The 24,409-nt window shown below is 41.8% G+C and carries 24 protein-coding genes, 1 other RNA gene and 1 pseudogene; 15 read left to right on the top strand and 11 right to left on the bottom strand.

The genetic code is table 11. From position 1 onward, the window contains the following. Positions 1–53: 53 nt before the first annotated feature. From rnpB to fabG, 6 genes are all read right to left on the bottom strand, one after another. An RNA gene (gene rnpB / locus LZG71_RS10455) (RNase P RNA component class A) lies at positions 54–463 on the bottom strand. Between the two features lie 107 nt (positions 464–570). Next, complete coding sequence (locus LZG71_RS10450) at positions 571–2,058, bottom strand: DUF4403 family protein (protein WP_233820158.1); 1,488 nt, start codon at positions 2,056–2,058, stop codon at positions 571–573. Then, positions 2,006–2,989 (bottom strand): DUF2027 domain-containing protein, encoded by a 984-nt coding sequence (locus LZG71_RS10445; protein WP_233820156.1) that lies wholly within the window; start codon positions 2,987–2,989, stop codon positions 2,006–2,008. The genes LZG71_RS10450 and LZG71_RS10445 overlap by 53 nt, the downstream gene beginning before the upstream one ends. A 59-nt stretch (positions 2,990–3,048) precedes the next feature. Continuing rightward, positions 3,049–4,023, bottom strand: coding sequence for a DUF2279 domain-containing protein (locus LZG71_RS10440; RefSeq protein ID WP_233820154.1), 975 nt, complete (start codon positions 4,021–4,023; stop codon positions 3,049–3,051). Further along, complete coding sequence (locus LZG71_RS10435; protein WP_233820152.1) at positions 4,010–6,085, bottom strand: VWA domain-containing protein; 2,076 nt, start codon at positions 6,083–6,085, stop codon at positions 4,010–4,012. Before LZG71_RS10435 ends, LZG71_RS10440 begins: the two co-directional genes overlap by 14 nt. Before the next feature lie 112 nt (positions 6,086–6,197). Beyond that, on the bottom strand, positions 6,198–6,944 hold the full coding sequence (fabG, locus tag LZG71_RS10430) for a 3-oxoacyl-[acyl-carrier-protein] reductase (RefSeq protein ID WP_233820144.1): 747 nt from the start codon (positions 6,942–6,944) through the stop codon (positions 6,198–6,200). A 51-nt stretch (positions 6,945–6,995) separates the two neighbouring features. On the opposite strand from fabG, the gene LZG71_RS10425 reads away from it, so the two are divergent. Together LZG71_RS10425 and LZG71_RS10420 are read left to right on the top strand one after the other, a co-directional pair. Next, positions 6,996–7,163 (top strand): hypothetical protein, encoded by a 168-nt coding sequence (locus LZG71_RS10425; protein ID WP_233820142.1) that lies wholly within the window; start codon positions 6,996–6,998, stop codon positions 7,161–7,163. Positions 7,164–7,295: 132 nt separating this feature from the next. Next, positions 7,296–8,009 carry an SDR family oxidoreductase gene (locus LZG71_RS10420; protein ID WP_233820140.1) on the top strand — a complete coding sequence of 238 codons (714 nt, stop codon included), beginning with the start codon at positions 7,296–7,298 and terminating at the stop codon, positions 8,007–8,009. A 103-nt stretch (positions 8,010–8,112) separates the two neighbouring features. On the opposite strand, the gene LZG71_RS10415 is transcribed toward LZG71_RS10420, so the two are convergent. Further along, on the bottom strand, positions 8,113–9,198 hold the full coding sequence (locus LZG71_RS10415) for a hypothetical protein (RefSeq protein ID WP_233820137.1): 1,086 nt from the start codon (positions 9,196–9,198) through the stop codon (positions 8,113–8,115). Then, on the bottom strand, positions 9,195–9,833 hold the full coding sequence (locus LZG71_RS10410; RefSeq protein ID WP_233820136.1) for an ATP-binding cassette domain-containing protein: 639 nt from the start codon (positions 9,831–9,833) through the stop codon (positions 9,195–9,197). Before LZG71_RS10410 ends, LZG71_RS10415 begins: the two co-directional genes overlap by 4 nt. 168 nt (positions 9,834–10,001) lie before the next feature. Between LZG71_RS10410 and LZG71_RS10405 the strand changes: the two genes are divergently transcribed. The 12 genes and pseudogenes from LZG71_RS10405 to LZG71_RS10350 all read left to right on the top strand — a co-directional run bounded on the left by LZG71_RS10405 (position 10,002) and on the right by LZG71_RS10350 (position 20,837). Next, positions 10,002–10,829 carry a sterol desaturase family protein gene (locus LZG71_RS10405; protein WP_233820134.1) on the top strand — a complete coding sequence of 276 codons (828 nt, stop codon included), beginning with the start codon at positions 10,002–10,004 and terminating at the stop codon, positions 10,827–10,829. Positions 10,830–11,040: 211 nt separating this feature from the next. Then, complete coding sequence (locus tag LZG71_RS10400) at positions 11,041–12,090, top strand: isoaspartyl peptidase/L-asparaginase family protein (protein WP_233820132.1); 1,050 nt, start codon at positions 11,041–11,043, stop codon at positions 12,088–12,090. 171 nt (positions 12,091–12,261) lie between these two features. Further along, complete coding sequence (locus LZG71_RS10395) at positions 12,262–13,683, top strand: alpha-L-fucosidase (RefSeq protein ID WP_233820130.1); 1,422 nt, start codon at positions 12,262–12,264, stop codon at positions 13,681–13,683. 1,068 nt (positions 13,684–14,751) lie between these two features. Then, on the top strand, positions 14,752–15,756 hold the full coding sequence (locus LZG71_RS10390; RefSeq protein ID WP_233820129.1) for a virulence RhuM family protein: 1,005 nt from the start codon (positions 14,752–14,754) through the stop codon (positions 15,754–15,756). A 213-nt stretch (positions 15,757–15,969) separates the two neighbouring features. Beyond that, positions 15,970–16,527: a DUF2975 domain-containing protein gene (locus LZG71_RS10385; RefSeq protein ID WP_233820128.1), complete on the top strand. Its 558-nt coding sequence runs from the start codon at positions 15,970–15,972 to the stop codon at positions 16,525–16,527. Positions 16,528–16,530: 3 nt separating this feature from the next. Continuing rightward, positions 16,531–16,743, top strand: a complete 213-nt coding sequence (locus LZG71_RS10380) for a helix-turn-helix transcriptional regulator (RefSeq protein ID WP_233820127.1) — start codon at positions 16,531–16,533, stop codon at positions 16,741–16,743. Next, on the top strand, positions 16,740–17,249 hold the full coding sequence (locus tag LZG71_RS10375) for a GRAM domain-containing protein (protein ID WP_233820126.1): 510 nt from the start codon (positions 16,740–16,742) through the stop codon (positions 17,247–17,249). The genes LZG71_RS10380 and LZG71_RS10375 overlap by 4 nt, the downstream gene beginning before the upstream one ends. Positions 17,250–17,323: 74 nt before the next feature. Further along, positions 17,324–18,334 (top strand): annotated as a pseudogene (locus tag LZG71_RS10370) (YhcG family protein). A gap of 42 nt (positions 18,335–18,376) precedes the next feature. Next, a complete protein-coding gene (locus tag LZG71_RS10365; protein WP_233820123.1) occupies positions 18,377–18,823 on the top strand; it encodes a hypothetical protein in 447 nt (148 codons plus the stop codon). 534 nt (positions 18,824–19,357) lie between these two features. Beyond that, complete coding sequence (locus LZG71_RS10360; RefSeq protein WP_233820121.1) at positions 19,358–19,654, top strand: hypothetical protein; 297 nt, start codon at positions 19,358–19,360, stop codon at positions 19,652–19,654. A 12-nt stretch (positions 19,655–19,666) separates the two neighbouring features. Next, positions 19,667–20,167 carry an SRPBCC domain-containing protein gene (locus tag LZG71_RS10355; protein WP_233820118.1) on the top strand — a complete coding sequence of 167 codons (501 nt, stop codon included), beginning with the start codon at positions 19,667–19,669 and terminating at the stop codon, positions 20,165–20,167. 55 nt (positions 20,168–20,222) lie between these two features. Then, positions 20,223–20,837, top strand: coding sequence for a YdeI family protein (locus tag LZG71_RS10350; RefSeq protein ID WP_233820116.1), 615 nt, complete (start codon positions 20,223–20,225; stop codon positions 20,835–20,837). A 2-nt stretch (positions 20,838–20,839) separates the two neighbouring features. Here the strand turns inward: LZG71_RS10350 and LZG71_RS10345 are convergent, their stop codons facing one another. Beyond that, positions 20,840–20,989, bottom strand: a complete 150-nt coding sequence (locus LZG71_RS10345; RefSeq protein WP_233820114.1) for a hypothetical protein — start codon at positions 20,987–20,989, stop codon at positions 20,840–20,842. Between the two features lie 52 nt (positions 20,990–21,041). After that, positions 21,042–21,371: an outer membrane beta-barrel protein gene (locus LZG71_RS30685; protein WP_409013612.1), complete on the bottom strand. Its 330-nt coding sequence runs from the start codon at positions 21,369–21,371 to the stop codon at positions 21,042–21,044. Between the two features lie 122 nt (positions 21,372–21,493). Here LZG71_RS30685 and LZG71_RS10340 point away from each other — a divergent pair, with 122 nt between their 5' ends. Next, a complete protein-coding gene (locus LZG71_RS10340; protein ID WP_233820112.1) occupies positions 21,494–22,957 on the top strand; it encodes an alpha-L-fucosidase in 1,464 nt (487 codons plus the stop codon). 80 nt (positions 22,958–23,037) lie between these two features. Here LZG71_RS10340 and LZG71_RS10335 read toward each other — a convergent pair whose 3' ends face one another. Further along, positions 23,038–24,108 carry a glycoside hydrolase family 76 protein gene (locus tag LZG71_RS10335; RefSeq protein WP_233820102.1) on the bottom strand — a complete coding sequence of 357 codons (1,071 nt, stop codon included), beginning with the start codon at positions 24,106–24,108 and terminating at the stop codon, positions 23,038–23,040. Between the last annotated feature and the right edge of the window lie 301 nt (positions 24,109–24,409).

The following is a 24,409-nucleotide window of genomic DNA, read 5'->3' as shown; positions in this document are numbered from 1 at the left end:
GGAAACACCAGTTATGTGATTCAAATATTCACTTAATTTTTAAAGTTCAAAACAAAAAGAACAAGCCTGTAAGCCGGATTCTGTTTCCCTCACCAGCCTGCGCCAGATCAGGATTCTATCATTTATCCAGGATTCCGGTCACCCGGAACCTCTAACGATCTACCCGTGTTAATGCTTCCTAAGAAACGGAGACGAGTAGCCCCACAAATTAACACCTATTTGATCTTTCAGCCCGTAAGGTTTACCGTGCCCTATTGATCACCCAACAGGCGGTGGTCTCTTACTCCACCTTTTCACCCTTACCTGACACATAAAAAACATGCCAGGCGGTTTAATTTTCTGTGGCACTTGCTGTCAACCTACCATTTCTGATCTGCTGCCTTCCCGTTAGGAAGTACGGCACTCTGCGCTGCCCGGACTTTCCTCCCCGACATAAAGCCGCGGCGATAGAACAGCTTATTCCTTTCGCTCGACCACAAAGCTAAGAAATACTTTCCTTCAACAGTAGACAATCTGGCATAAAAAGTAAAAAAAGATGATAACTGACTGACCTTTTGGTTAAAATGTAACCTAAAAACTCCTTAATCCATCAACACGTAAATTTACTTTACCTTCCGCAAAAACAACAGAGTAAATGTGTTGCGGAGTAAGATATACTTTATCAGGCACTATATCTGTGAGCGTTCCTTTGATTAACACGCCGTCAATAATTTTATAATTTGCCAATGCCTTCTGAATAGTCTTTTTAGCATCGCTGATCTGCCCACCGACAGGGAACACCATTTTCTTTTCCATCATGCGGCTAAACTGTCCTTGTAGCAACCAATTTGCTGTTTTCAGAATTGTATTGCGTGTGTCAAGGTCATAGTCTAACCCTTTAAGAGAGAGCTGCTGGGACACCGGATCGTAGTAAGGAATACCTTTCAGGTAAATGTTCCCGTTTATGCTGCCCTTCAAACCCGCCTTGATAATTAATTTATCATTTTGTCCGTACATTTCAACCGTTGTCACTTCCACATTATACTGACCGTTCAGAAACGAGAATTTTTCACCCTTAAACTTCGTTGCAGCAAGCCTGCCAGCTTCTTCATAAGAAACCAGACTTATGAGGCTAACCCTGAAATTTTCCGGTACTTTCTCTACTATTTTAAGAGGTGGCAGATTAGGAATTGCAGGAATGGATGGCTTAACTGCGGACGTAACAGTCTGTGTGTAACCATTAATTCCAATTACGGATCTCAATATACCATTTTTGGCAAGAAGTGGTGTCATCGTAACACCGGTGGGCTTAATCACCAGCCATGTATCAAATTCTTTGGCAAGCAAGACCGGCTCATGAGCGAGTTTCCATGCCACCTCCACATTCTTTTTCAATTCAATATTATCTGCTACCTGCACATCGATAGCCTGTGTTATTTTATCAAAATTCTTGTTCAGCAGACGGCTTGCCATGCTTTTTATCGGAATGTTGATACCGGCTACTTTCACATTAGGCTCTGAGATCCAGTCGTAACTGTCGACGTAAGTTTCCGAATTGACTTTCCAGTCCGAGGCGAGTACAATTTTCGAGATAAGCCTGATCCTGATGGAAAACTCCGTATCCTTATAGCCAGACATCCTGATGCCCAGCGGACTAATGTTATAACCAGCACTAACCCATATTTTCAAAGGAACCTCGAACAAAAATGAAGAATCCAGCGCAACCATTTTGATGGGGCTTATTTTCCATACTTTGGCTTTAAGATTGTCGTTTCCGTCATCTTCGTAGCTATTGTCCTCATATATAAGGCCTTTAATCTTCGCATTGATCTGATTTTCCAATTCAGAAATAGGAATTTCAACGGGTACATTTAGTACGGATAAATGCTTTTCATTTTGGATTTCTTTGTCCGAATATTGATATTCTTCCATAGGCGCCTTGGGCGATGTACTGGTAGACTTGCATTGCCACTGGCTTATTGCCACAACTACCAATAGAATTGCCAATAAAGGTTTGCTGATGAATTTATTTGATTTTAACGAGCGTTGCACCGTATCCGAATTTTTCCTTTTGAGCATCTTTATAATACTGAACGTGCTGATTTTTGCCCAGCCTCCGATGTAATTCCGTCCGCAACACACCACTGCCCGATCCGTGAATAAAGGTAATTTCCTCCATCCCATTGGCTATCGCACGTTCAAGACTGCTTTCGAACGTTGCCAACTGTATTTTTAGTATTGCCTCATTGTTAAGCCCGTTTACATCACTTTGTATTTTTTCAATGTGTAAATCAACAATATTCCCGGGCTTTTCCAACAATGCCTTTCCCGCTTCCGCTCCGCCCATCATACTTGTTCTTAATGCATCTGAAAGACCAGCCTCCGAAACTACCTCTTCCTTTTTCAGATTTTCCTCATCAAGCTGATACACAAATGCTTCTCTTCCCAAAACCGGTGCCTGCCCTTTACTCTTGTAAAATGATTGAGCACGGCATTTCAGTTTTTTATTCAAAGGAAGTGGCAAGGTAAACCTCCCTTCACGATAATAAAGTATCTTGAAATCAAAAGTTGGCCACATTTCAAAATCCTTGATCAATAACTCGGAAAGCTTCTGAGCACTTCTGGGTTGCAGTGTTCCGGCACCAAGTCCGGTTTGTACTGACTGGTCCTGAGCGGTTGCTGTGAATGGTAATATCCAGTCGGTATTGTTGATTAAATGCACCGTCACAGCTCTGTCGTTCACAGATGCGAATGCGAGGTATATTCCTTTTTCGGCAAACACCGGCGTACGAGATACAATTTTATCACTCTGGCTACCAATCTTTTGAGAATCCGGTGCCTTCACAAGCCGCTGGGACTCCACCGGCGAAATGGTAACGATTTCGTTTTTCAGCACGGGTATCCGAAAACCATCTTCAATTTCTACTTCAACCACATTTCCAGGTAAAAAGGCATAAACAATACCTTCTTCCCGTCCGTGTACCAACCTTACTTTATCTCCAATATTCATAATTATTTAGCTTTTAGTGTACAGAACATAGCCGTACATTTTGTACAAACACCTCACTTCTAGAAGTAGAAAGGTTTAAAATCAACACCGTTTTTACTGATCTGCAATGCCGGTGCCGGAATTTTAATCGAATTCGCCATGAATCCTATTGCCTTCAACAATTTACTTTTGGTTTTAATTTTTGTAAGGTCGATATCCAGCGATAAATAATATTGTCTGTAAGGTATATACCCCATTTCAACACTCTTATACCTTTCCGCCGAAACCATATTGTTTATCCCGTAACCTATTGAAAAACAAAGCCATTTCGGCCACCCACTATTTTTAAAGAATGAACCCGGACTTGCCGATAACCAATAAGTTTGTCCATTGTAATCTTTTAGCCACCGCTCCGAGAAACTTGATCCTAATAACTCAGGACGTACAGCTGCAAGGGACGTATAGTGAAAAGAAAACTTTGGCTGGATTCTTATCTCATCCCATAGCGCAATCTGTCCCAGAAAAAGCACAGAACCGGTTATGTTAGCAGCCATGTCACCAGGCGAAAATCCGTAATCCGGTGAGAACCCATCCAGGATTTCAATAGGTGTTTGAAAAATAATGCCTGAAATTGCGCCGTATATCAACATTTGTTTTTTTGATATACCTGTTTTCTGATAAAGTGCAGCGGTATGGCGCGCAATCTGGTAAGATGTGTAAACATGCCCCATTTTGTCCATTTGCAGCCATTCATGGGAATCGTCCTGGACTGTAAAATTGGTGAGGGAATTTTTGTACCATGACTTGCTCAATCCATAAATACTTCCAAGATAAAGCACCGACTGACCTGCAAAAATCCCCCTCAGCATCTTATAATTTGGTCGTACAGCTTTTGTTGTATCTACAAAAATGCTGTCAGATTGCGCATAAACACGGTTGTCGGGAAGCAGAACTGTGGCAAAAAAAGAAAGCAAACCGATTGATAAGATAAATTTCCGCTGCCTGCTGATTAACCTAACTTTATAAACATAAATCTTCTCATCAATATCCACCATGGTATTTTCTTAATCCCCACTCAATACCCAGCAAAATAATCAGTAGAAAAAACAGCCATTTCATGTGAATAAGCTCTACCATTTCTTCTGAGCTATCCAGCCGGTCCGCAGGGCGGTTTTCTTTTAATTTTTGTACAAATGCCGTAAGTCCTTCGGGCGTTACGAACTGGCCGCCACTATTGGCAGACAACTCCCTCAACATCCCAAAATCGGCCGTTGTATTGTTCATTTCGATATCCACATTCGTGACAACGAACTGACCTGTTACCTTTTCCTGCACACCTTTTAAAGCCGTAAGTGCCTGAAACCTGTAAACTCCTTCACTCAGTCCGCTGATGTTAAATCTTGGATTTTCAGCAGAATGAACGTAACTGTATTGTTTCGAAACCCCCTTTTCATCTGTTAGCGTCAGCTTCACTTCCTGTCCGTAAATCTGCTCATAAATGTCGTTGTATATCTCCGTCTGAAACACAACCTCTTCGCCAACTTCAAACTCAGGCCTTACAGGATAAACGCGAAATTTCCGTTTATCTTCCCGCACCGACAAGATCTGGATCAGCTTTTGAAAGAGGTTATCGACCACATCCTGCTTATTGGTAAGAGCGAATTCTTCCTGTCGCCACTGCCAAATCCCCTCGCCTGCCAACAATGCTGTCTTCTGTTCCAATGCTGTATTTAATACCAAAAGCGGCTTGTTGGTGTTGAGCGTACCAACCTTCTGGAAAAGGATTGATTCAGTACCGGAAGAGATATTGTATTCTCCGAACGGAACAGAAAGCGGCGGGAGGCGTTCCAGTACCTTCATGCTCTCCGCATCCAGATTAAGCATTTGAAACGCCGGATTGTACCGGGCTGTAACTTTATCAGTTTGTCCGTTCGCGGTATTAATAACCAGCGCACGATTGAGCGTATTGACCAAAGGAACTGCCGATTGGTTACCCAGGATATACCATAAAGGAGTCTTGGAATCTATGTATTTCCGAACCAGCGCATTTCCCATTCCGAGCACATTCGGGATCTGATGCAAAATCACAAGATCGTACGGTTTACTCGTAGCAGGTACGTTCGCATTTATGGAAAGTATCTGTACGTCCAGCTCATAGTTATCATTACTTGTGATCAGGCTGCGTAGCGCTTTTATATCCGGATGCGGCGCCAAAGCAAGTAACAGGATATTCTGGCGGCCATCGATTATGTCGACATACAAATCACGCTTATTATTCCGAACCGACGACTCACCTGTCACACCTCCAAGCTCAATGGTGTAATGTTGCACCCCTTTTTGAGCGGATGAAGTTTTAAAATCATAGGCTTTAAAAAACGATTCGCGGTCAATCACTACTTTTTGCGTCTCAATAATCCTTCCGTTTTGTTTGAGCGCGATGGTAGTGGTTTTTCCAACAAGTCCGTTTGCAATAACCTCGGCTCTTATCGGAAAGTCGTTACCAAGATAAGCAACCCGATTACTGATCACATCTTTAATACCAAGGTCAAGCTCAGGAATGGTATCACCTACGGCAAGCGTGTTGACTCTGAAAGGAAAGCGGACAAATGCCGGAGATATTCCCTGGTTCACAACCCCATCTGACAACAACAGTACATCCGTCAGATTTCGCCCCTCAAAATTACTTTTGACAGTTTGCAGCAAACCCGACAGATCTGTTTTATTTTTATCAAAGCGGATTGAATCGACCTCCTCTGTTTTTACCGCCTTGTCGAGTGTTTGAAAACTCACTTCAAACCCGGCAGCTGACAATTCACCAGCTGCGGAATTTATGCTTGCAAGTAAAGAATCACCATAACCTTTAACCGATTCTGAATTATCAATGGCTATCACCACCTTGGCTTTATCAACCGTTGTTTCCGTTTTTCGCACCAAAGGACTCAGTAACAAAAAAGCAATGAAAGCGACTGTAAAACCACGAAGACCGGCCAAGGTGTAATTCAATTTCTTACTCCACGAGGCCACCGGCTGATACAATAGCCAGGCATAAAGCGCGCCAGCAATCAGACAAAAAACGATAAACCAATAAGGAGTTTGAAAAAGAAGTTCAGAACGCATATTTGTAATAGACAGTTAGCCGCGTGGCGATAGTCAACATAGCAATATACAGTAAAAAGGTTTACTTCTTACTGTGAATTGTGCGTTATTAGCCGTTTTACCTCTATTTCAACTAGGTGAGCATCCCGCCGTCTACCTGTAGAACCTGTCCGGTAATATATCTTGAAAGATCCGAAGCAAGGAACACACACGCATCTGCTACCTCTTCCGGCTGTCCGCCGCGCTTCATCGGAATTGACTGTTTCCATTCTTCCATCGCCTTTCCATCAATTGCATCGGTCATTTCAGTTTCGATAAAACCAGGAGCTACTGCATTGGAACGGATGTTTCTTGAACCCAACTCGAGTGCAACGGATTTCGTAAATCCTATGATACCCGCTTTTGAAGCTGCATAATTTGCCTGGCCTGCATTTCCACGTATCCCAACCACCGAAGTGATGTTGATGATAGAACCGCTTTTGGCACGCATCATGCTTTTAGTAGCCGCTTTGGTAAGATTGAATACCGATTTCAGGTTGATATTAATAACCGTATCCCAGTTTTCCTCGCTCATGCGCATTAGCAAGCCGTCACGTGTCACTCCGGCATTATTAATAAGAATATCCAATTTGCCAAAATCCGCGATCACGTCTGTAACCAGCTGATCGGCAGCCTGAAAATCAGATGCATCGGAACGGTAACCTTTGGCTTTAATGCCGTACTGTTCCAGCTCCTGAGCCAAGGCTTCTCCCTTTTCTACACTTGACAGGTAGGTGAATGCAACATTGGCACCTTCCTGAGCCAAACGTAACGCGATTGAACGGCCTATTCCGCGAGAAGCTCCGGTAACCAAAGCAACCTTATTTTCTACTAATTTCATTGGGTAAATTTTGAGATATTTAATTTCAAAGAAACATTACCTTGATTTATAATGCTTCGTCAACGTGTATTACGGTTGGCAAAAATAGGGTATTGTATAGAGATGGGCAAAAAAGAGATGGATGTAAATACCTGTCAGCATGCCAAGCCGGATAAAATGTCCGATGAAGACATTATGAGTGAAATCGACAAAGTGCGTAACAAACATGTAATTTCGTGATAAGAATTGTTCATTGCTTCCTGCATAAAATTCCATATAACTGCACCGTCCCAAACCTTCCTGACATTGTCTTTGTTCTCCATCCATTAGTTTAACTTTAAATGACCTTTGCGGTCGGAAAATTTAGCATACATGGCAGAATCAATTAAAACAGCCCTGATTACAGGAGGCTCAAAGGGAATTGGCTACGGCGTCGCCGAAGCGCTTATCAAAGACGGAATTTATGTTGCGATTACCAGCCGCTCTCAAAAAAGTGCAGACGAAGCGGCAGCCTCACTCAATAAAATTAAAGAAGGTTTTGCCATTGGCATTGAGTCAGATGTAAGAAATCTGGAATCTCAACAAACTGCTGTGGACGCTGTTATTGAAAAATGGGGACAATTGAACTACGTGATCGCTAATGCAGGTGTAGGTCACTTTGCTAACATTGCAGAACTAACTCCGGAACAGTGGCATGAAACCATTGATATTAACCTTACGGGTGTTTTTTACAGCGCAAAAGCTTCTTTAGATGCCTTAAAAGCGACAGAAGGATATTTCATCAACATTGCAAGCCTTGCGGGTACAAACTTTTTCCCTAATGGAACGGCTTACAATGCCAGCAAATTCGGACTGGTTGGTTTTTCACAGGCCATGATGATGGATGTGAGAAGTAATGGTATAAAGGTAACAACCATTATGCCGGGTTCTGTTGCAACAGAATTCAGCAATCATCAGCCTTCTGAGAAAGACGCGTGGAAAATTCAACCTGAGGATATCGGACAGATTGTTTCTGACCTGATTAAAATGCCGGCGCGAACCCTTCCAAGTAAAATTGAGGTACGTCCTTCTATGCCTCCGAAATAATGGTTTATTTTTTTTACCACAAAGACACAAGAGAAATCAAAAGCATACCTTTTGTTAACTTTTGTTCCTTTTGTGGTTAATAACAAGACTGGTTCAGAAATTTCTAAGTATAATTCCCTCTCGGTGTTAAATACCATTTTGGAAATATACAATAGGAAAAAAGAATACAGGATGCGGCGATTACGAGCACTGGAATTTTATACAAAATGATCAGTGTGAGAATTACAAATCCTGTTAGAACGGGTTGCATGGAATCTTCCAGCAGCCCGTTTTTCTTATATAAATAGGTATGATAAAGCATGATTATCCCCAATCCTAAACTGTATAGCTGAACCGCATCGCCAAATGAAAGCACGTCGTAACGAAGACAAATCAATGTTTCGGGCAGGATGATCAGGGCATGAATGAACACCGCGCGTAAAAATCGCTGGCTTATGGGCACTGGTAAAGATCGGTTCCACATCCAAATTACACTCTCCCACTGATACAGCTCATACGACAAACCGACGTTTAAAAGATATCCCAATGACAAACCGACCGCAGGCAACCTCAGATCGTAATCATCCGTACCGTAATATATAAGCGTACAAATGAAAACAATTGCAGTTCCCGTTTTGCAAATCAGCAACGTTACTCCTTTCTCCCGGAACAGCCATTCGATGGACCAATATATCCACGATACAGGACGTGGCAATTGCCAGTGGCTAATTCCCTGTTTTTTGTTCACAACCAAACGAGGGTTATTTATTCGCCATTCTGCTGCCAGGATAATCGAAAGAATCAGCATTGTGTAATACAGCGGAAGTGGCCAAACTCTGTTTAGAAATCCATCCTGATAGGCTACTACAATCATATAGATACCGTAAAGTACCAACGGCTGTAGAAACCCTGATGCGATCAGGGAGAATCTGCCCAATCTTGTTTTAAAAATCCAAAGCCGGGTTTGAAAAACGAAATGATAATCCTGCCGTTTCCACAGATTCAGTAAAAAATGGATGCAGAATATTGTGTATGCAAGCCAGATCAGAAAAAGATACATCATTCCAAACCGGTCAGTCAGGAAAAAGGACGCAAAGGCGTGGTGTTCTCTGCCACTCAGAAAGCCGAAAAGCACAGCGATCACTACGAAAAACATACCGGCCCGCTGTTTAAAAAACTCCGAAACCGTTGCTATAAACAATGCTTTCATAAATTCGAAATTGCTTCAAGTCTTTTATTTTTTAGTGCATAACTGCCGGTCACCAGCAATCCCTCCTGCTGAAATGGCTGATGTGACGAAAGCATAAACGTCACTCCATTGGTATGATATGTTTTAATAAGCTCAAAGAGTGCAGTTCTGGCCTCTTTATCTATGGTAATCAGCGGCTCGTCCAGAATAATCAGCGAGGGATTACCCAGAAACGCCAGTGCGAGGGATACCTTTTTAACCATACCACTTGAACAGTTACCAAATGGATGTGTAAGATAATTGATTCCCAGCGCTTCGATAAGCATCCCGACTTGTCCTGCCGGACTTTTTTTAGCTTCTCCCACAAAGGAAATGATATCTTTGGGTGTCAAAAAAGATGGATATAATGGCTCGGCCTCACCAAGATTAAGCCGTAACAGATATTCTGTCTGTTGTTTTTTCAGGTCATATTTCCCATTTAAAACGACGCTGCCAGCGTAGGGAAGCATGCCTGCCAATGTCCGGAACAACGTGGATTTTCCCGCGCCATTTTCACCATGAACCCAGAAAATCCCATAGTCAACGCTCCATGACGGGATGTCAAGCACTTCGTTATGACCGTATCGCTGCTTTAAATCTGAAAGTGTTAAGACCATTCGCAAATATATTGAAGAATCTTAAATATGTAGATTCCTGATTATATTTTTGACTCTTACTAAATCCATGAGCCAAAACTACCCTTTAAATGAACAATCCCTACTTATTAAAAATATTCAAAAAAGTCATAATATTGTGTTATTTAAACCATCTTTTAGAGTTGGAATATGGACTTCATCGCTGACTATTTCGGACATATACCTTCTATCCACCGAAGCGCAATTTTGGTTGGAGGAATACTGTTTTTCTGGCTATTGGAAGGAGCATGGCCACTATTTCATTTTGACTACAACAAATGGAAACATGCGAGTGTAAATATCTTTTTTACAATCACCACCATTCTTGTCAATTTCCCTCTGGCTTTTCTATTGGTATTGTGCAGCGATTTTTGCGTCAATAACCAATTCGGAATTTTGCAATGGCTACCTGTACTTCCATTATGGCTGTATGCAATTATTGGACTACTCGTCCTGGATCTCGTAGGCGCATGGCTCGCTCACTGGACGCAGCATAAAACCAAGTGGCTGTGGCAATTTCATATCGTTCATCATGCCGATCACGAGGTGGACACCACCACTGCCAACCGACATCATCCGGGTGAGAGTCTGGTACGTTTTATTTTTACAATGGCAGCCATCATCATTGCAGGAGCGCCCATGTGGCTGATCTTTCTCTATCAGTCTTTATCTGTAATCCTTTCTCAGTTCAACCATGCCAATATCGTGTTGCCGGAATGGCTGCATAAAGTTCTGAGTCTGCTCATTGTTACACCCAATATGCACCATGTACATCATCATTACGTACAGCCTTATACAGACTCTAATTATGGCAACATCTTTTCGGTTTGGGACAGACTTTTTGGTACCTATAAGTCTATGTTTCAAAAAGACATTGTATACGGAGTAGACACACATCCGGAAGTGACCGAAAACAGTAAAATTTCAAATCTGCTCGTGATTCCATTCAGGAAGTACCGGCCACCTGTCAGCAAATAATATTTTGTAGTAAATCAAAAGGTGGTGTATTTTAAAAGCGGAAACAAATTATCACCGACTTTTTAAATATTTTTAATAAATTGTCCTTCTATTACAGTCTTACAAGTATTCGGAACTCTTTTTATGTGTTTTGATGATCACCTATTCAGCTCATAATGGCCAGAAAGAGACCATTAAATCATTATTAACAAGCAATTAACCAAAATCCTGTATGTCGTCTACCAAGTCTTCCAGTCGTCGCTCCTTCCTGCGTTTTTCAGCACTGGCTTTGCCGTTTACTCAAATTAATTCACTCATCGGCAAGCCAGCCCCCCGGAAACCGCTGGTGGTATCGACCTGGGATAGCGGACAAATTGCCAATGGCGCTGCATGGCCTGTGCTGGAAAAAGGAGGCCGCGCATTGGATGCAGTAGAACAGGCAGCAATTGCGATTGAAAACGATATTAATTGCTGTGTCGGACTTGGTGGAAATCCGGACCGTGACGGATATGTAACATTAGATGCCTGTATCATGGATGAAAAGGCTAATTGCGGATCAGTTGCATTTATGGAACGTATCAAACACCCTATTTCCGTTGCCCGGAAACTCATGGAAACCACTCCACACGTATTTCTCGCTGGTGTGGGTGCCCAACAGTTTGCCCTTGCTAACGGCTTTCCGCTGGAATCCGCTGAATTATCTCCGGACGCATCTAAAACCTACAAGGAATGGCTCAAAAAAGCAGAATACAAACCAATCATTAATATAGAGCACCAGCAATCGCACCCGAAAGAAAAGGGTAACGGTCCGTTTGCGCCAAATCGTTTTGATGACGGATCGTTTAACCACGATACCATGGGCACCATTGCCCTGGATGCAAAAGGCGACTTATCAGGCATGTGCACCACCAGCGGAATGGGTTTTAAAATGCGCGGGCGTGTGGGTGATTCTCCCATTATCGGCGCAGGTCTGTTTGTTGACAATGAAATAGGTGCAGCCACCTCATCCGGACAAGGAGAAGAAGTGATCCGTGTTTGCGGTACACACCTTGTTGTTGAATTTATGCGCTCAGGACTTTCACCGGAGGCTGCTTGCAAAAAAGCTGTCGAACGCATCATAAAACCCAATCCCGAAAGGGCCAAAACCTTTCAGGTAGGCTTTATCGCAATTAACAAACAAGGTGAAGTGGGCGCTTACTCTGTACAAAAAGGCTTCAATTACACTGTGACGGAGAAAGGTGGGAAAGGAGTGGTGATCAATGCCAAAAGTTACTTTGCTTAAAGTGTTTCACGGGAACGCCCGCCGCACAAAGCAGAAAAGAAAAAAACAAAGAACGCTAAAAAAGAAAAAGCTTTCCGGTCTTTGCTCCTGCCTTTCCTGCTTTGCGTCAAATTATACCAAATTAATGTCACGTCGCTAAAAGTTTGTTGCTAATAGCCAATCGCTAACCAAATGAAAATCAATACCCTTTTACTCTCTACCCTTGCCGTTTTTACTACGCTGACGACATCCGCTCAGCAGCATTCCGAGCAAGATCATTCCAAATATGTAGTACCGACCGATCCGCTTGTGCAGCAGAAACTTGCCAAATGGCAGGATGTAAAATTCGGGTTGATGATGCACTGGGGCACCTACAGCCAGTGGGGTATCGTAGAATCGTGGTCGCTGTGCCCGGAAGATGAGGGCTGGTGCGAGCGCAAAGGTCCGCATTCTCACAACTGGTATGAATACAAAAAGGCATATGAAAACATATCGAAGGAGTTTAATCCGGTGAAATTTAATCCTGAAAAATGGGCCACTGCAGCCAAAAACGCCGGGATGAAATACCTTGTGTTTACCACCAAACACCACGACGGTTTTGCGATGTTTGACTCCAAACATACCGATTACAAGATCACCAATACGCCATTTAAATCAAATCCGAAGAGTAACATTACCAAAGAAATCCTTTCCGCATTCCGCAACGAAGGTTTTATGACGGGAACATATTTCTCCAAACCCGACTGGAATGTAGATTCATACTGGTGGCCATATTTCCCTCCAAAGGATCGCAACTCGACATACGATCCAAAGAAAAAACCAGAGATCTGGGAGAAGTTCAAAAACTTCACTTACAACCAGATCGAAGAGCTGATGACGGATTACGGCTCGGTGGATATTCTATGGCTGGATGGCGGCTGGGTACGCCCTTTCAACACCATTGATCCGAAGATCAGCTGGCAGAAATCCATTCCTTACGAGCAGGATATAGACATGGCCAAAATTGCAAAAATGGCACGTTCACATCAACCCGGACTGCTAGTAGTAGACCGCACCGTCACGGGCGAGTTTGAAAACTACGTGACACCTGAGCAGCAAATCCCAGATCACTACATGTCTATCCCTTGGGAATCATGCATCACAATGGGAGATTCGTGGTCATATATCCCGAAGGAAAATTTTAAATCCACTGAAAAACTGGTGCACACACTCGTGGATATTGTCGCAAAAGGCGGGAACCTCTTGCTGAATGTAGCACCTGGCCCCGACGGCGAATGGCATCAGGAAGCATACACCCGCCTGGAAGAAATAGGTAAATGGATGAAAACAAACAGCGTTGGTATTTATGACACCAAACCCCTCGCTCCCTACCGCCAAGGCAAATGGGCATACACCAAAAAAGGCAACACCACCTACGCTTTCTACCTGGCCGATGCCGGAGAAAAACTCCCAACCAGCCTGAAACCAGAAGGATTAACTATCCCAAAAACTGCTAAAATAACTCTTGCAGGAAGTAAAAAGGCGTTGAAACAGAAAGATGGAAGTGTTTTGGTTCCTGCGAAAACGAGCGAAGAAGTTGGTGTGCAGGCTGCTTATTTGTTGGTTATTGAGTAGGTTTTAGAGGTTCTGCTCAGGGAATTTTCTGACAGTGTAGTTTAAAGAAAGTCCGGGAATGCTATGTTATTGGTAGCGCTTCCGGACTTTTCGTAATAGAATAAACAATATTCAATTTATGCAATACTAGACATCTTTTATTCTGGGACGATGTCAGGCCGAGCGGAGCCGAAGCCTTCAATTTTATCATTTTAAGTACTGAATCGTTCACATCTTATCAAAAGTGTAGAAAACAAGGTAGTAGGCAGGAAATTACTGCATGTTATCCCTACCCGTGAAACACAACTTACAATTATTTCATGCATTCAAATCACAATAATCTTGACCCGGAGTTATGCCAAATAATACTGATCGAAAGCGTCGGATCAATAAAAATTTCAGATAGAGCCATTTTAAGTGTTTTGATAGATTACTTTTATATTTTAAATGTAAAATTGATTGGGTAAAAACCTTCTAGCAACCAATTACATTTGATGTCTAACGCCGGGCAAAGTGCTCACTTCAAATTTGGTTGACTTGCATCTGAGACTATGATAGAGAAAGCTTTTAAATAAGCTCGAAACCTTGTTCATGTCGCAGATAATGTAAATCGCTAAACAAAAGAAGTTTGCATGAAAGACATAAATAAATACGGCTTTGAAAAAGCCTATCACCTAAACCCTGGTCTGTGTTGCTATAATAGTAGGCAACATAATAGATTTCATTTTTCTTCGAACTCTTCATGTTATTGTACTTTTTTCTTGACCGAAGCGATAGACCGAAAAAAAGTACCTGCACGGCGTCCACAAAATGTCAAATCGAAAAAATGCTCTCACACGCGTAGCATACGCACGCGGCTAGCGGCACCCCACTTTCGACAGGCTAGCATTGTCGGTAAGTAATTAACACCCCTGAGTAGATAATATTTAAAAGAATAAGAACACCAAAACAAATTGTCTGTCCTTATTCTCACATATCAACAAAATTTTAAGTTGACGGCTATAGTGCTGTCACAGCCCTGGCAAATCAACACTAGTCCGGTGAAGACACGGGCCAAGGCAAATAGGGCACTGAAGTAAATTTGAAACTATGACAAAAAGTAAAAACACTGAAAACCGTTCGGAGTTCATCATCTTTAAAACCGAAAACGAAAGTGTTTCTGTCGATGTGCGCATGAACGAAAAAGATGTTTGGCTTACGCAAGACCAGTTGGCAACTCTTTACTGCATAGAACGCCCCGGCATTACACAACATATTAAAAACATTTTCGACGAGGGCGAATTGCAGGAAACTTCAGTTAGTAAGAAATTCTTACGAACTGCCGCAGACGGTAAAAAATACAACACAAATCATTACAGCCTTGATATGATCATTTCGCTCGGCTACCGTGTAAACTCAAAAATTGCTACTCAATTTCGAATTTGGGCTACCGAGCGGTTGAAGGAGTACATCATCAAAGGCTTTACCATGGACGATGAGCGTATGAAAAACCTTGGCGGTGGCGGATATTGGACAGAGCTTTTGCAGCGTATACGTGATATTCGTGCCTCCGAAAAAGTATTTTACCGCCAGATATTGGAAATTTATTCAACCAGCGTGGACTACGACCCTAGAGCCGATGTTTCGTTTGAATTTTTCAAAAAGGTTCAGAACAAAATTCATTTTGCCGTTCACGGACAAACCGCAGCCGAAGTAATTTTTAACCGTGTCGATGCGGAAAAAGAATATTTGGGATTGATGACCTTTACCGGCAATCGCCCGTATTTAAAAGATGTTGTTGTAGCCAAAAATTATTTAGACGAGAAAGAATTGCGGGCATTGGGACAAATTGTTTCGGGTTACTTAGACTTTGCCGAACGACAAGCAGAACGTGAACAGACAATGACAATGAAAGATTGGGCTGTGCATTTGGACCGCATTCTTACCATGAGCGGAGAAAAGTTATTAGAGGGCGCTGGCAAAATAAGCCACGACACAGCCGTAGAAAAGGCCACCACAGAATACAAAAAGTACCAGGCAAAAACACTAAGCGAGGCAGAGCAAAACTATTTGGAAAGCCTGAAAACAATCGAACAGGGAGCGAAAAAGAAGTAGGTATATTCATATTACGCCATATGCCAAGTGCTGAATTGCCAGCCCTAGTTGATCGTAGTCTCCAGACCGCTCAACCATGGTCTGTGTCTCCACACAGGCCTTTTATCGCTCGCAGTCCCGTGAAGACACGGGCCAAGGAAAAAACAATATTTATTGATTATCAATAAATATTTACTGATATTTGACTTTTCAAATTCTAATATCCTGTTCATTATGGAAATTAAAATCACTACCGATCAGGTCCTGAAGGTGTTGCAAATACTTTCGTGGATCATTTTTATTGGCTTGTGTGTTGAGGCGGGCGGTGTTGCTGTCAACACTTTTATTACACTGTTTATAAACCCTAGTGGTGTTGTAAATTTTTGGGAAGGAGCGGATTATCTATCGAGTCTTCATGCTTTTGACCGTGGGAATTTTATGGTAATCACCTTGATCATGAATATCGTAGCTGTGCTAAAGGCTATCATGTTCTACCTTATTGTCAAGTTATTCACCGAGAAGACGCTTAACATTTCACAACCTTTCAGTAAGGAATTGAGGCACTTCATTTTAAATCTTTCTTATCTGGCGTTGGGCATTGGTCTGTTTTCTCATTCCGGGTCTGAGTATTCCGTGTGGCTCGCCCAACAAGGTGCTGCAAAAGCGGATCTGCAAGCGCTGGATCTCGCTGGCTCCGATGTCTGGCTTTTTATGGCGGTGGTACTTTTTGTCATTGTGCAGATTGTAAAAAGAGGCATAGAAATTCAAAAAGAAAACGAGTTAACCATCTAGCGTATGCCCATAATAGTGAATCTGGATGTGATGATGGCCAAGCGAAAAATATCTTTGAATGAGCTTTCCGAAAAAGTAGGTTTAACGCTATCGAATCTTTCGATTTTAAAAACAGGAAAAGCCAAAGCAATTCGTTTTAGTACGCTGGAAGCCATATGCCAGGTACTGAATTGCCAGCCGGGCGACATTCTGGAATATGTAAATGAGGATAAATGAAAAGATTCAATATTAGGGAAGCGCTGTATTTTGGAACGACGATGACTCTGTTTAAGATTGTTGAGAAAATATGGGCAGGTGATCTTTTCTCGGCGAATTTTGTTGGGCACGTAGTAATTTACGGACTGATAAACGGTATCCTTTTTGGATTTCTATTCGGGACATTTGTCCGTTATTTTCAATTTCCAAAATTTGTAGGAGCATCAACAAAAATAGATACCGAGCCGGACGAAAATATTTTATTTCAAACCGGAGCCAATCATTTTAAAGTTCTCGAAGCAGTTGGAGGAAAACTTTTCCTGACAAACAAAAGACTGGTTTTTAAATCACACAAATTGAATATCCAAAATCACGAACTTTCAATCGACCTGACGGACATTAAAAAGGTTGAAAGAACCAAAACCGCTGGATTGATTGACAACGGATTAACGGTTACATCTGGAGACAATAAAATTGATAAGTTTGTGGTGGAACGAGCCGAGGAATGGGTTGAGAAAATGAGTTAAGAAACGGATAATACTGTGATATACGGCTTACAAACAATTTATGCGTTTTCGAACTAAAATACCATGTTACCGAAATGTCCCAATTGACCATAAATGAAGATGAGTATAGCGAAATATTAAGCCGAGCCGTTGCTGAGATCAGAATGGCTCGGACTGCTATCGCCAGGCAAATAAACAACACTGCTAATTCGGTGTACTGGAATCTGGGGAAATTACTTTCAGACAGACAACTTGAAGAAGGCTATGGCAGTGGTGTTGTGAAACAATTATCTGTTGATTTAAAAGCCGAGTTTCCGGATATGGGTTTGTCTCCGCGAAATCTTTGGAATATGAAACGTTTATATGAGCGTTATTATCAGGCAGATACAAAACTGCTACAAGCCGTAGCAGTTTTGCCTTGGGGACACAACTTGCTTCTTCTGGACAAGTTGCAGTCCCTTGATGCGGTCCGCTTTTACGCTAACGAAGTCCTGACAAAAGGTTGGTCGAGAGATTTATTGCTCAATGCCATCAAAATGGATAGCTATACTCAGGCACAAAAGCAGATCAAAACACACAATTTTGATCAAACGCTTCCAACTGCACATGCGGATTATGTCAGTGAGGTATTCAAAAGCACGTATAACCTTGGATTTTTGGGTATTACCGAACCAGTAAAAGAACTAGAACTCGAAAACAGACTCATTGCCAAAATCAGATCCTTTATATTGGAATTGGGAAGAGGATTCAGCTTTATTGGCAACCAGTACAGACTGGAATATAATGGTAAAGAATACTTTGTAGATATGTTATTCTTCCACAGAGGCTTACGTGCGTAGGTAGCGATCGAATTAAAAATCGGAGGCTTTAAAGCAGAGTATGTTGGAAAAATGAATCTATACCTTTCTTTACTGGATCGCCTGGAAAAAAGTGAAAATGAAAACCAATCTATCGGAATCATCCTCTGTGCAGATAAAGATCATCTTGACGTAGAAATTGCTCTGCAAGACATTAATAAACCCATAGGCGTTGCCGAATATCAGCTTTTACTGCCGAAGGAAGAACTGCAAACTTTGGTTTTAAACGAGTTGAATGCCACGAAATAAATAATATGGGACTATAACTTTTCAGTTTCGGACAAGACTAAGGTGCAAAGCACTGTTATAAAAGAGAATCCCGATTGTGTTCGTGAAAGGGAAGCTTTAAGAAACGATACGCTAAATCTGGTCCTTGCGATTTCCGACTCCGTCCATTTGATTTATCAGGATGATGCGCGATTTGTCTCCAAAGAATTTCAGCCACTGAACGCAAACAAATACAGAATTGACATCCCAAAATACCAATCTCAGAAGTTCAATTTCAAATACCTGTCTGAATTAAAACCTGATTATGAATACGAGAATTGGGAAGCCAAATATCCCAAATTTGCCGGCGAGCTATCTTTCTCAAAGATTTATTTTGACAAAAAGAAAGAAAAAGCAATCATGACTGTTGAATACGGGTGTGGCTCAAAATGCGGCTTGGGTTACTTGTATCTTGAAAATGTAAATCAGAAATGGATTGTAATTAAGGTAGAAAGCACATGGATCGCCTGAATCCAAAACTCCTATTTACTAAATCGCCAGTAAGGCAACGGTGATGCGTTCCCCCCGAATTGTATCTCGTAGGATGGTGTCGCCAAACATCTCTGTTGAAATATGCTGACTATTTGAAAAACCAAGCCTGTCAAAAAAGTTGCGTGGCGGTGTAGAAATTCTAAAAGAACAGGTGAGCAAAATGCCCGCAATACAGATACTGTACTTTTTAATTGTCTTATACATAACGTTTTTGAGCAAAGGTTTATCTTCGCCAAGTTAATCACGAATGGCTAATATCTGATCTGATTTTGAACACTTTAGACTCAACTACTTAGTACACGGTTTTAATTAACAGTCCATTTTGCAGTAAAACCTTATCCTCATATTTTTGTGAAACAGGCACAAGCCAACCAATTATGAAAGCAGTTAGTATTTATTGACCGAATCATTCTTAAATTAATAATGATATCAAACGACTTATTGGCCATCCTGACCATCTATCTGCTGGTACCATTAACAGACTTACTTTGGTTCCTAAAATTGAAAAGATAAGTGCTGAACAGAAACGTAGCCAACTCTCTAAATCTGAAATTGCTTTTTGTTTTTGCAAATTATGGTGGATTATTGCTGCTGAGTCTCACAAGCTTGTTTGGAGAATGGTCGGGGATGGCCTCTCTTGGTACGTTTTATTTGGTTCTTGTCGCACCGATAGGTATGGGATTTATTGCATTTCAGAATAGAAAAACCAGGAATGATTCAAAATATCAAAAAGCTGCATTCTGGGCAAGCGCTTTATACTTTGCAGCTGCCCCGGCAGTCATTATATCTTTGATACTCTTTCAAAATTAAACCCAATCGACCATGCCAAATATTCATCATCAAGTCCTCATAGACGCACCTGAGGAAAAGGTGTACGAAGCCATCACAAGTCAGGAAGGTTTGTCCGCGTGGTGGACGCGCGATACTAAAGCTATTGCAGAAGTTGGTACTTTGTCACGCTTCCAATTCGGTCCTGAATATTTTAAAGAAATGCAAATCACCGAACTAATTCCTTCGAAGCTGGTGGCCTGGCTTTGTACAAAAGGAGCAAGCGAATGGGTCGGCACAAACTTTACATTTAAACTCGAAGGAGGTAATAAGGAAACAATCCTTAATTCCCATCCCGAAATGGGCGGACAAATACAACAGATTGAAGGTGACGAGATCACGCTACTTGTTTTCCAGCATGAAAACTGGAAAGCTTACACCCCCATGTTCGCCGAATGCAACTATACGTGGGGACTGTTTATGAGAAGTCTGAAACTCTTCTGCGAAACAGGAAAAGGATTACCCTGGCCAGAGCAGCATCTGGTTAATGTATGAGATTTGTTTTATTTACCACTCAACTTCATCACCTATTCCATTCCGTATTTTTGAAATGAAAAAACTTAATTCAGACGTGGATGCCTATATCGCAAAGTCGGAAGATTTTGCAAAACCAATTTTGGAGCATTGGCGAAAATTAGTACATGACACCTGCCATGATGTGTCGGAAGCTATTAAATGGGGCATTCCGCACTTCGACTACAAAAGTGATTTCATGTGTGTAATGGCTGCATATAAAAGTCATTGTTCGTTTACTTTTATTAAAGCTGAACTTCTCACTGACCCAAGACTAAAAGACAGCAAAAGCCTCAAACCTATTCAACGTTTTTTGGGGAAAATTACAAAATTGACAGATTTGCCGCCCGATGCTGAATTCGTAATACTGCTTAAAGAAGCAATACAATTAAATGACAAGGGAATCAAAATTATAACGCCGAAATCTGATACTCCAAAGGTGGTAGAAACGCCGGAATACTTCCTGGAAAAACTCACTGCCAATCCAAAAACGAAAGAAGTATTCGAAAGCAAATCTCCTTCATTTCGTAAGAATTATAATATCTGGATAATGGATGCTAAAACAGAAGAAACCAGGCAAAAACGAATCGAACAGTCCCTGGAATGGATAGCCGAAGGAAAAGACCGGTTCTGGCAGTCTAAAAAGCAATAGGGTCAGACTCCAAATTCCGTAACGGCCACGGCCATACAAACAACAACGGCTTCCAGTTCCGATTGATTTGAACTGAAAGTCGTTGCAGGCAAATTGTTATTCCTATTTACCTCAACTACTCTCTCCCCACCCATTACGTCCGTGTTGTTCATAGATTTCATTTTCTTCTTAAGAGCATCGAAACTCATTTTACCTATTGAATAATTAAAGATAATCTCGAAATTTCGGTTGTAAAGCTGTCGTGCTGGATTGTTTAAAGGAATCTGAACTGAGATCGGAAGTGAATCCAACGCCTTTTGTCATGAAGTTCTCCACCGCAAATCCGATGCTTCCTTTTTTGTTGGCAAAATCCTTTTTGAAACCGGGAGAATACGCGCAAAATCCGGTCGAGTACCTTGCAGCTGCACTTCTTTGCCCCGGTAAAACCTGCAAGCCCCATCCCTGTTTTAACTGAATTTGGGACCTCCAAAAGAAAATTCCCTGATTAAACCCGTTGAAAATAGAACCGTTTACATTCCGACAGAAGGCATACACCCATGAATGTGGATTACACCTCGACAAATTCTCCCAGGAACAGCCGAACCTTGCAAAATTTGTCAGATATTTACTTACTCTTTATCCCATGTGACTTTTACCAGTCCTGACCCCTGATTAAAATGATTAAACCAATAGCTACTTTATTACTCCTGACAGGATTAAATGCCTTTGCTCAACAACCTCCAAAGCCCTACGGAGCATTGCCCGCACCGAGACAGATTGAATGGCATAAAACGGAGGTATATGGCCTCATCCATTTTACACCCACAACATTTGAAAACAAAGAATGGGGTTTTGGTGATGCTGATCCGCAAACTTTTAACCCAACAGATTTTAATGCAGAACAAATCATACTCGCAGCAAAAGCAGGCGGATTGAGAGGTATTGTCTTTGTCGCAAAACACCATGACGGCTTTGCTCTTTGGCCAACCAAAACCACGGACTACAACATTTCTAAAAGTCCGTTCCGTGGTGGCAAAGGTGATATGGTGAAGGAAGTGGCAGACGCGGCCCGCAAACACGGTCTGAAATTTGGTGTTTATTGCTCGCCTTGGGATAGAAACAATGCAAAATATGGCTCACCCGAATATCTGGAAATTTACCGTCAACAGCTTAAAGAACTGTACACCAACTACGGTGAGCTATTTATGTCATGGCACGATGGCGCCAATGGTGGAGATGGATTCTATGGTGGTGCAAAAGAAAAACGCTCGATTGACAATACTACTTACTACCAATGGGATGGTACCTGGTCTAACTTGACGCGCAAATTACAACCAAGTGCCAACATTTTCAGTGATATTGGCTGGGATGTACGCTGGGCAGGAAATGAAGATGGAAGTGTAAATGAAACCTCCTGGGCAACGCTTACACCGGTTCCTTCAAAAGGACAAAATGTGGCAGTTCCGGGCCAGGCCAATGCAGACGAAAATCCGGGCGGAACACGCAACGGAAAATCCTGGATTCCGGCAGAATGTGATGTACCATTGCGTAAAGGATGGTTTTATCATGCCAACGAAAAACCTAAAACACCTGAGAAATTATTTGATCTGTATATGAAAAGTGTTGGCCGTGGCGCCGCGCTTGACCTTGGACTTGCACCAGATACCCGAGGGCAGCTTCATGACGACGACGTAGCAGCGCTGAAATCTTTTGGAGACCATATTAACGCAACTTTTGCAACCAACCTGATCGCCAAGGCAAATTCGAAAGCGGTGAACGTGAGAGGTTACAACAGTATTTACAGTGCCAAAAATATCCTGGACGGTAAAACAGATTCTTATTGGGCTACCGACGACGATTTTACGACTCCCGAAGTCGTGGTTGACCTTTCACAACCCATCACTTTTGACATCATCAGTTTGCAGGAATATATCAAACTCGGACAGCGGATCGAAGAATTTGCGGTGGACGTATGGGAAGGAACGGACTGGAAACAAGTTCACAAAGGGACAAGTGTTGGTGCAAAACGCCTCGTAAAACTTGCAGTACCCGTAACCGGAAAACGATTCAGACTGCGCATTACCAAGTCACCTGTATGCGTGGCAATAAGTGAATTTGGTTTGTATAAGGATTCGGAGTAATTGAATTGAAAACTAAAAGCCGCCATTATGTTCATCATTCTGGCGGCTTTTCTATGTTATGACTCTGATTAAAAATCAACTCATTTTAGTCTCGCCAACCGCGCATACATCTCCATCATTGCAGCCTGGTCAATAAGGCCCTTTTTGCTTTTTGGACCCAACAAATTCGATTCATCTCTTTCTTCCTTCCAGATGCGTTCTGCGTCGGTGATAAAAAACTGAAAACGTTCCTTTTTTTGATCAATTTTGTAGAGTTCTTCGTAACCTCTCAGCAACACCACATTAAACCAATAATGATCGGGCAGCCTTCCTTTTTTAAAGAAAAACCTTTCAGCGGACTTTGATATAAAAATGGCTTCATCGAGATACTTTTTATCTTTTGTAATTTGATAAAGAAGTGCATTTGATTGCAACATCGTACCCGTATTGTAGCTGTACTTTGCCGAGTCGAGCTTCATTCCCGGAATTTTAATAGCATCCCAATAAATACCATCCGAATCTCTTAGATGCTTATTTGTCCACTGATACAGATCCAATGCCGTGGTGAGGTATTCCTTCTTTTTCGTGATTTTATACAACTGCAAAGCAATCAGAATCCCCGGTCCGTTGGAGCAGGTGTTTTTCGTATTCTTCTCATCCTCTTTCCAGGACAGTCCCCCACCCGACTTATCGTCGTAACCGGTCATCATAAACCGGCATAGTTCCTCGGCCTTAGACAAGTATGATTTCTCTCCTGTTCGGTTGTAAGCATCCAGCAATGCGATAGCAATCCACTGGTTGTCGTCATAAAAGCGCGAATCATTCCCGTCTTTTGAAAGATAAGCCTGGTAGCCGGGTGCTGGTGGATTGGTATTGTAATATTGGCTTATTGCGTTCAGAACGGGTTTCATGAATTCACGCTCAGGATTCAGAACTTCTGCTTCATTAGCCGCTTGTATCAAAGCGCACAGCGGCCATAAAAAAGAAAATGGCTTGTCGTTTTTTCCATTGGTTTCCAGATACAAACCAGATTGAGGTTTATGAAAAACCGCGTTAACATTTTTATGAATCAGGTCAACACGGCCTTTATAATCTGGTTTAGAAGATTGTGCAAGGAGGCGCGGGCAACTCATTACATGAAGCAAGATCACTATCAGAATACACTTTTTCATTACTTATCATTTGCGTTGTAAACTACAAAGCAGACCACCTTACGGGCTTTACTCACAATACAAATCCCCGAAAAACCGCAACATGAACAAAGAGAATAGATGGCATTTTCACAAACTCACTTTAAATGATAAGTATATTGGTAGAATATTTTAATAAAATTTTGTTATTCCAATAAAATACAAAATGCTATTTTATTAAAGATTCGCATTTCTTACATTTGAATTAATGAAGCAACAGCTTAATCAATTCCTGGCAAAAATGGTGTGTTCGAGCACAATTGTTATCTAACCCGGAAATTTT

Source organism: Dyadobacter sp. CY312, assembly GCF_021390535.1.
In the GTDB taxonomy this organism is placed as follows: Bacteria; Bacteroidota; Bacteroidia; order Cytophagales; family Spirosomataceae; genus Dyadobacter.
Note: the sequence above shows the minus strand (reverse complement) of the source record. Positions and strands in the feature narration are given on the sequence as shown.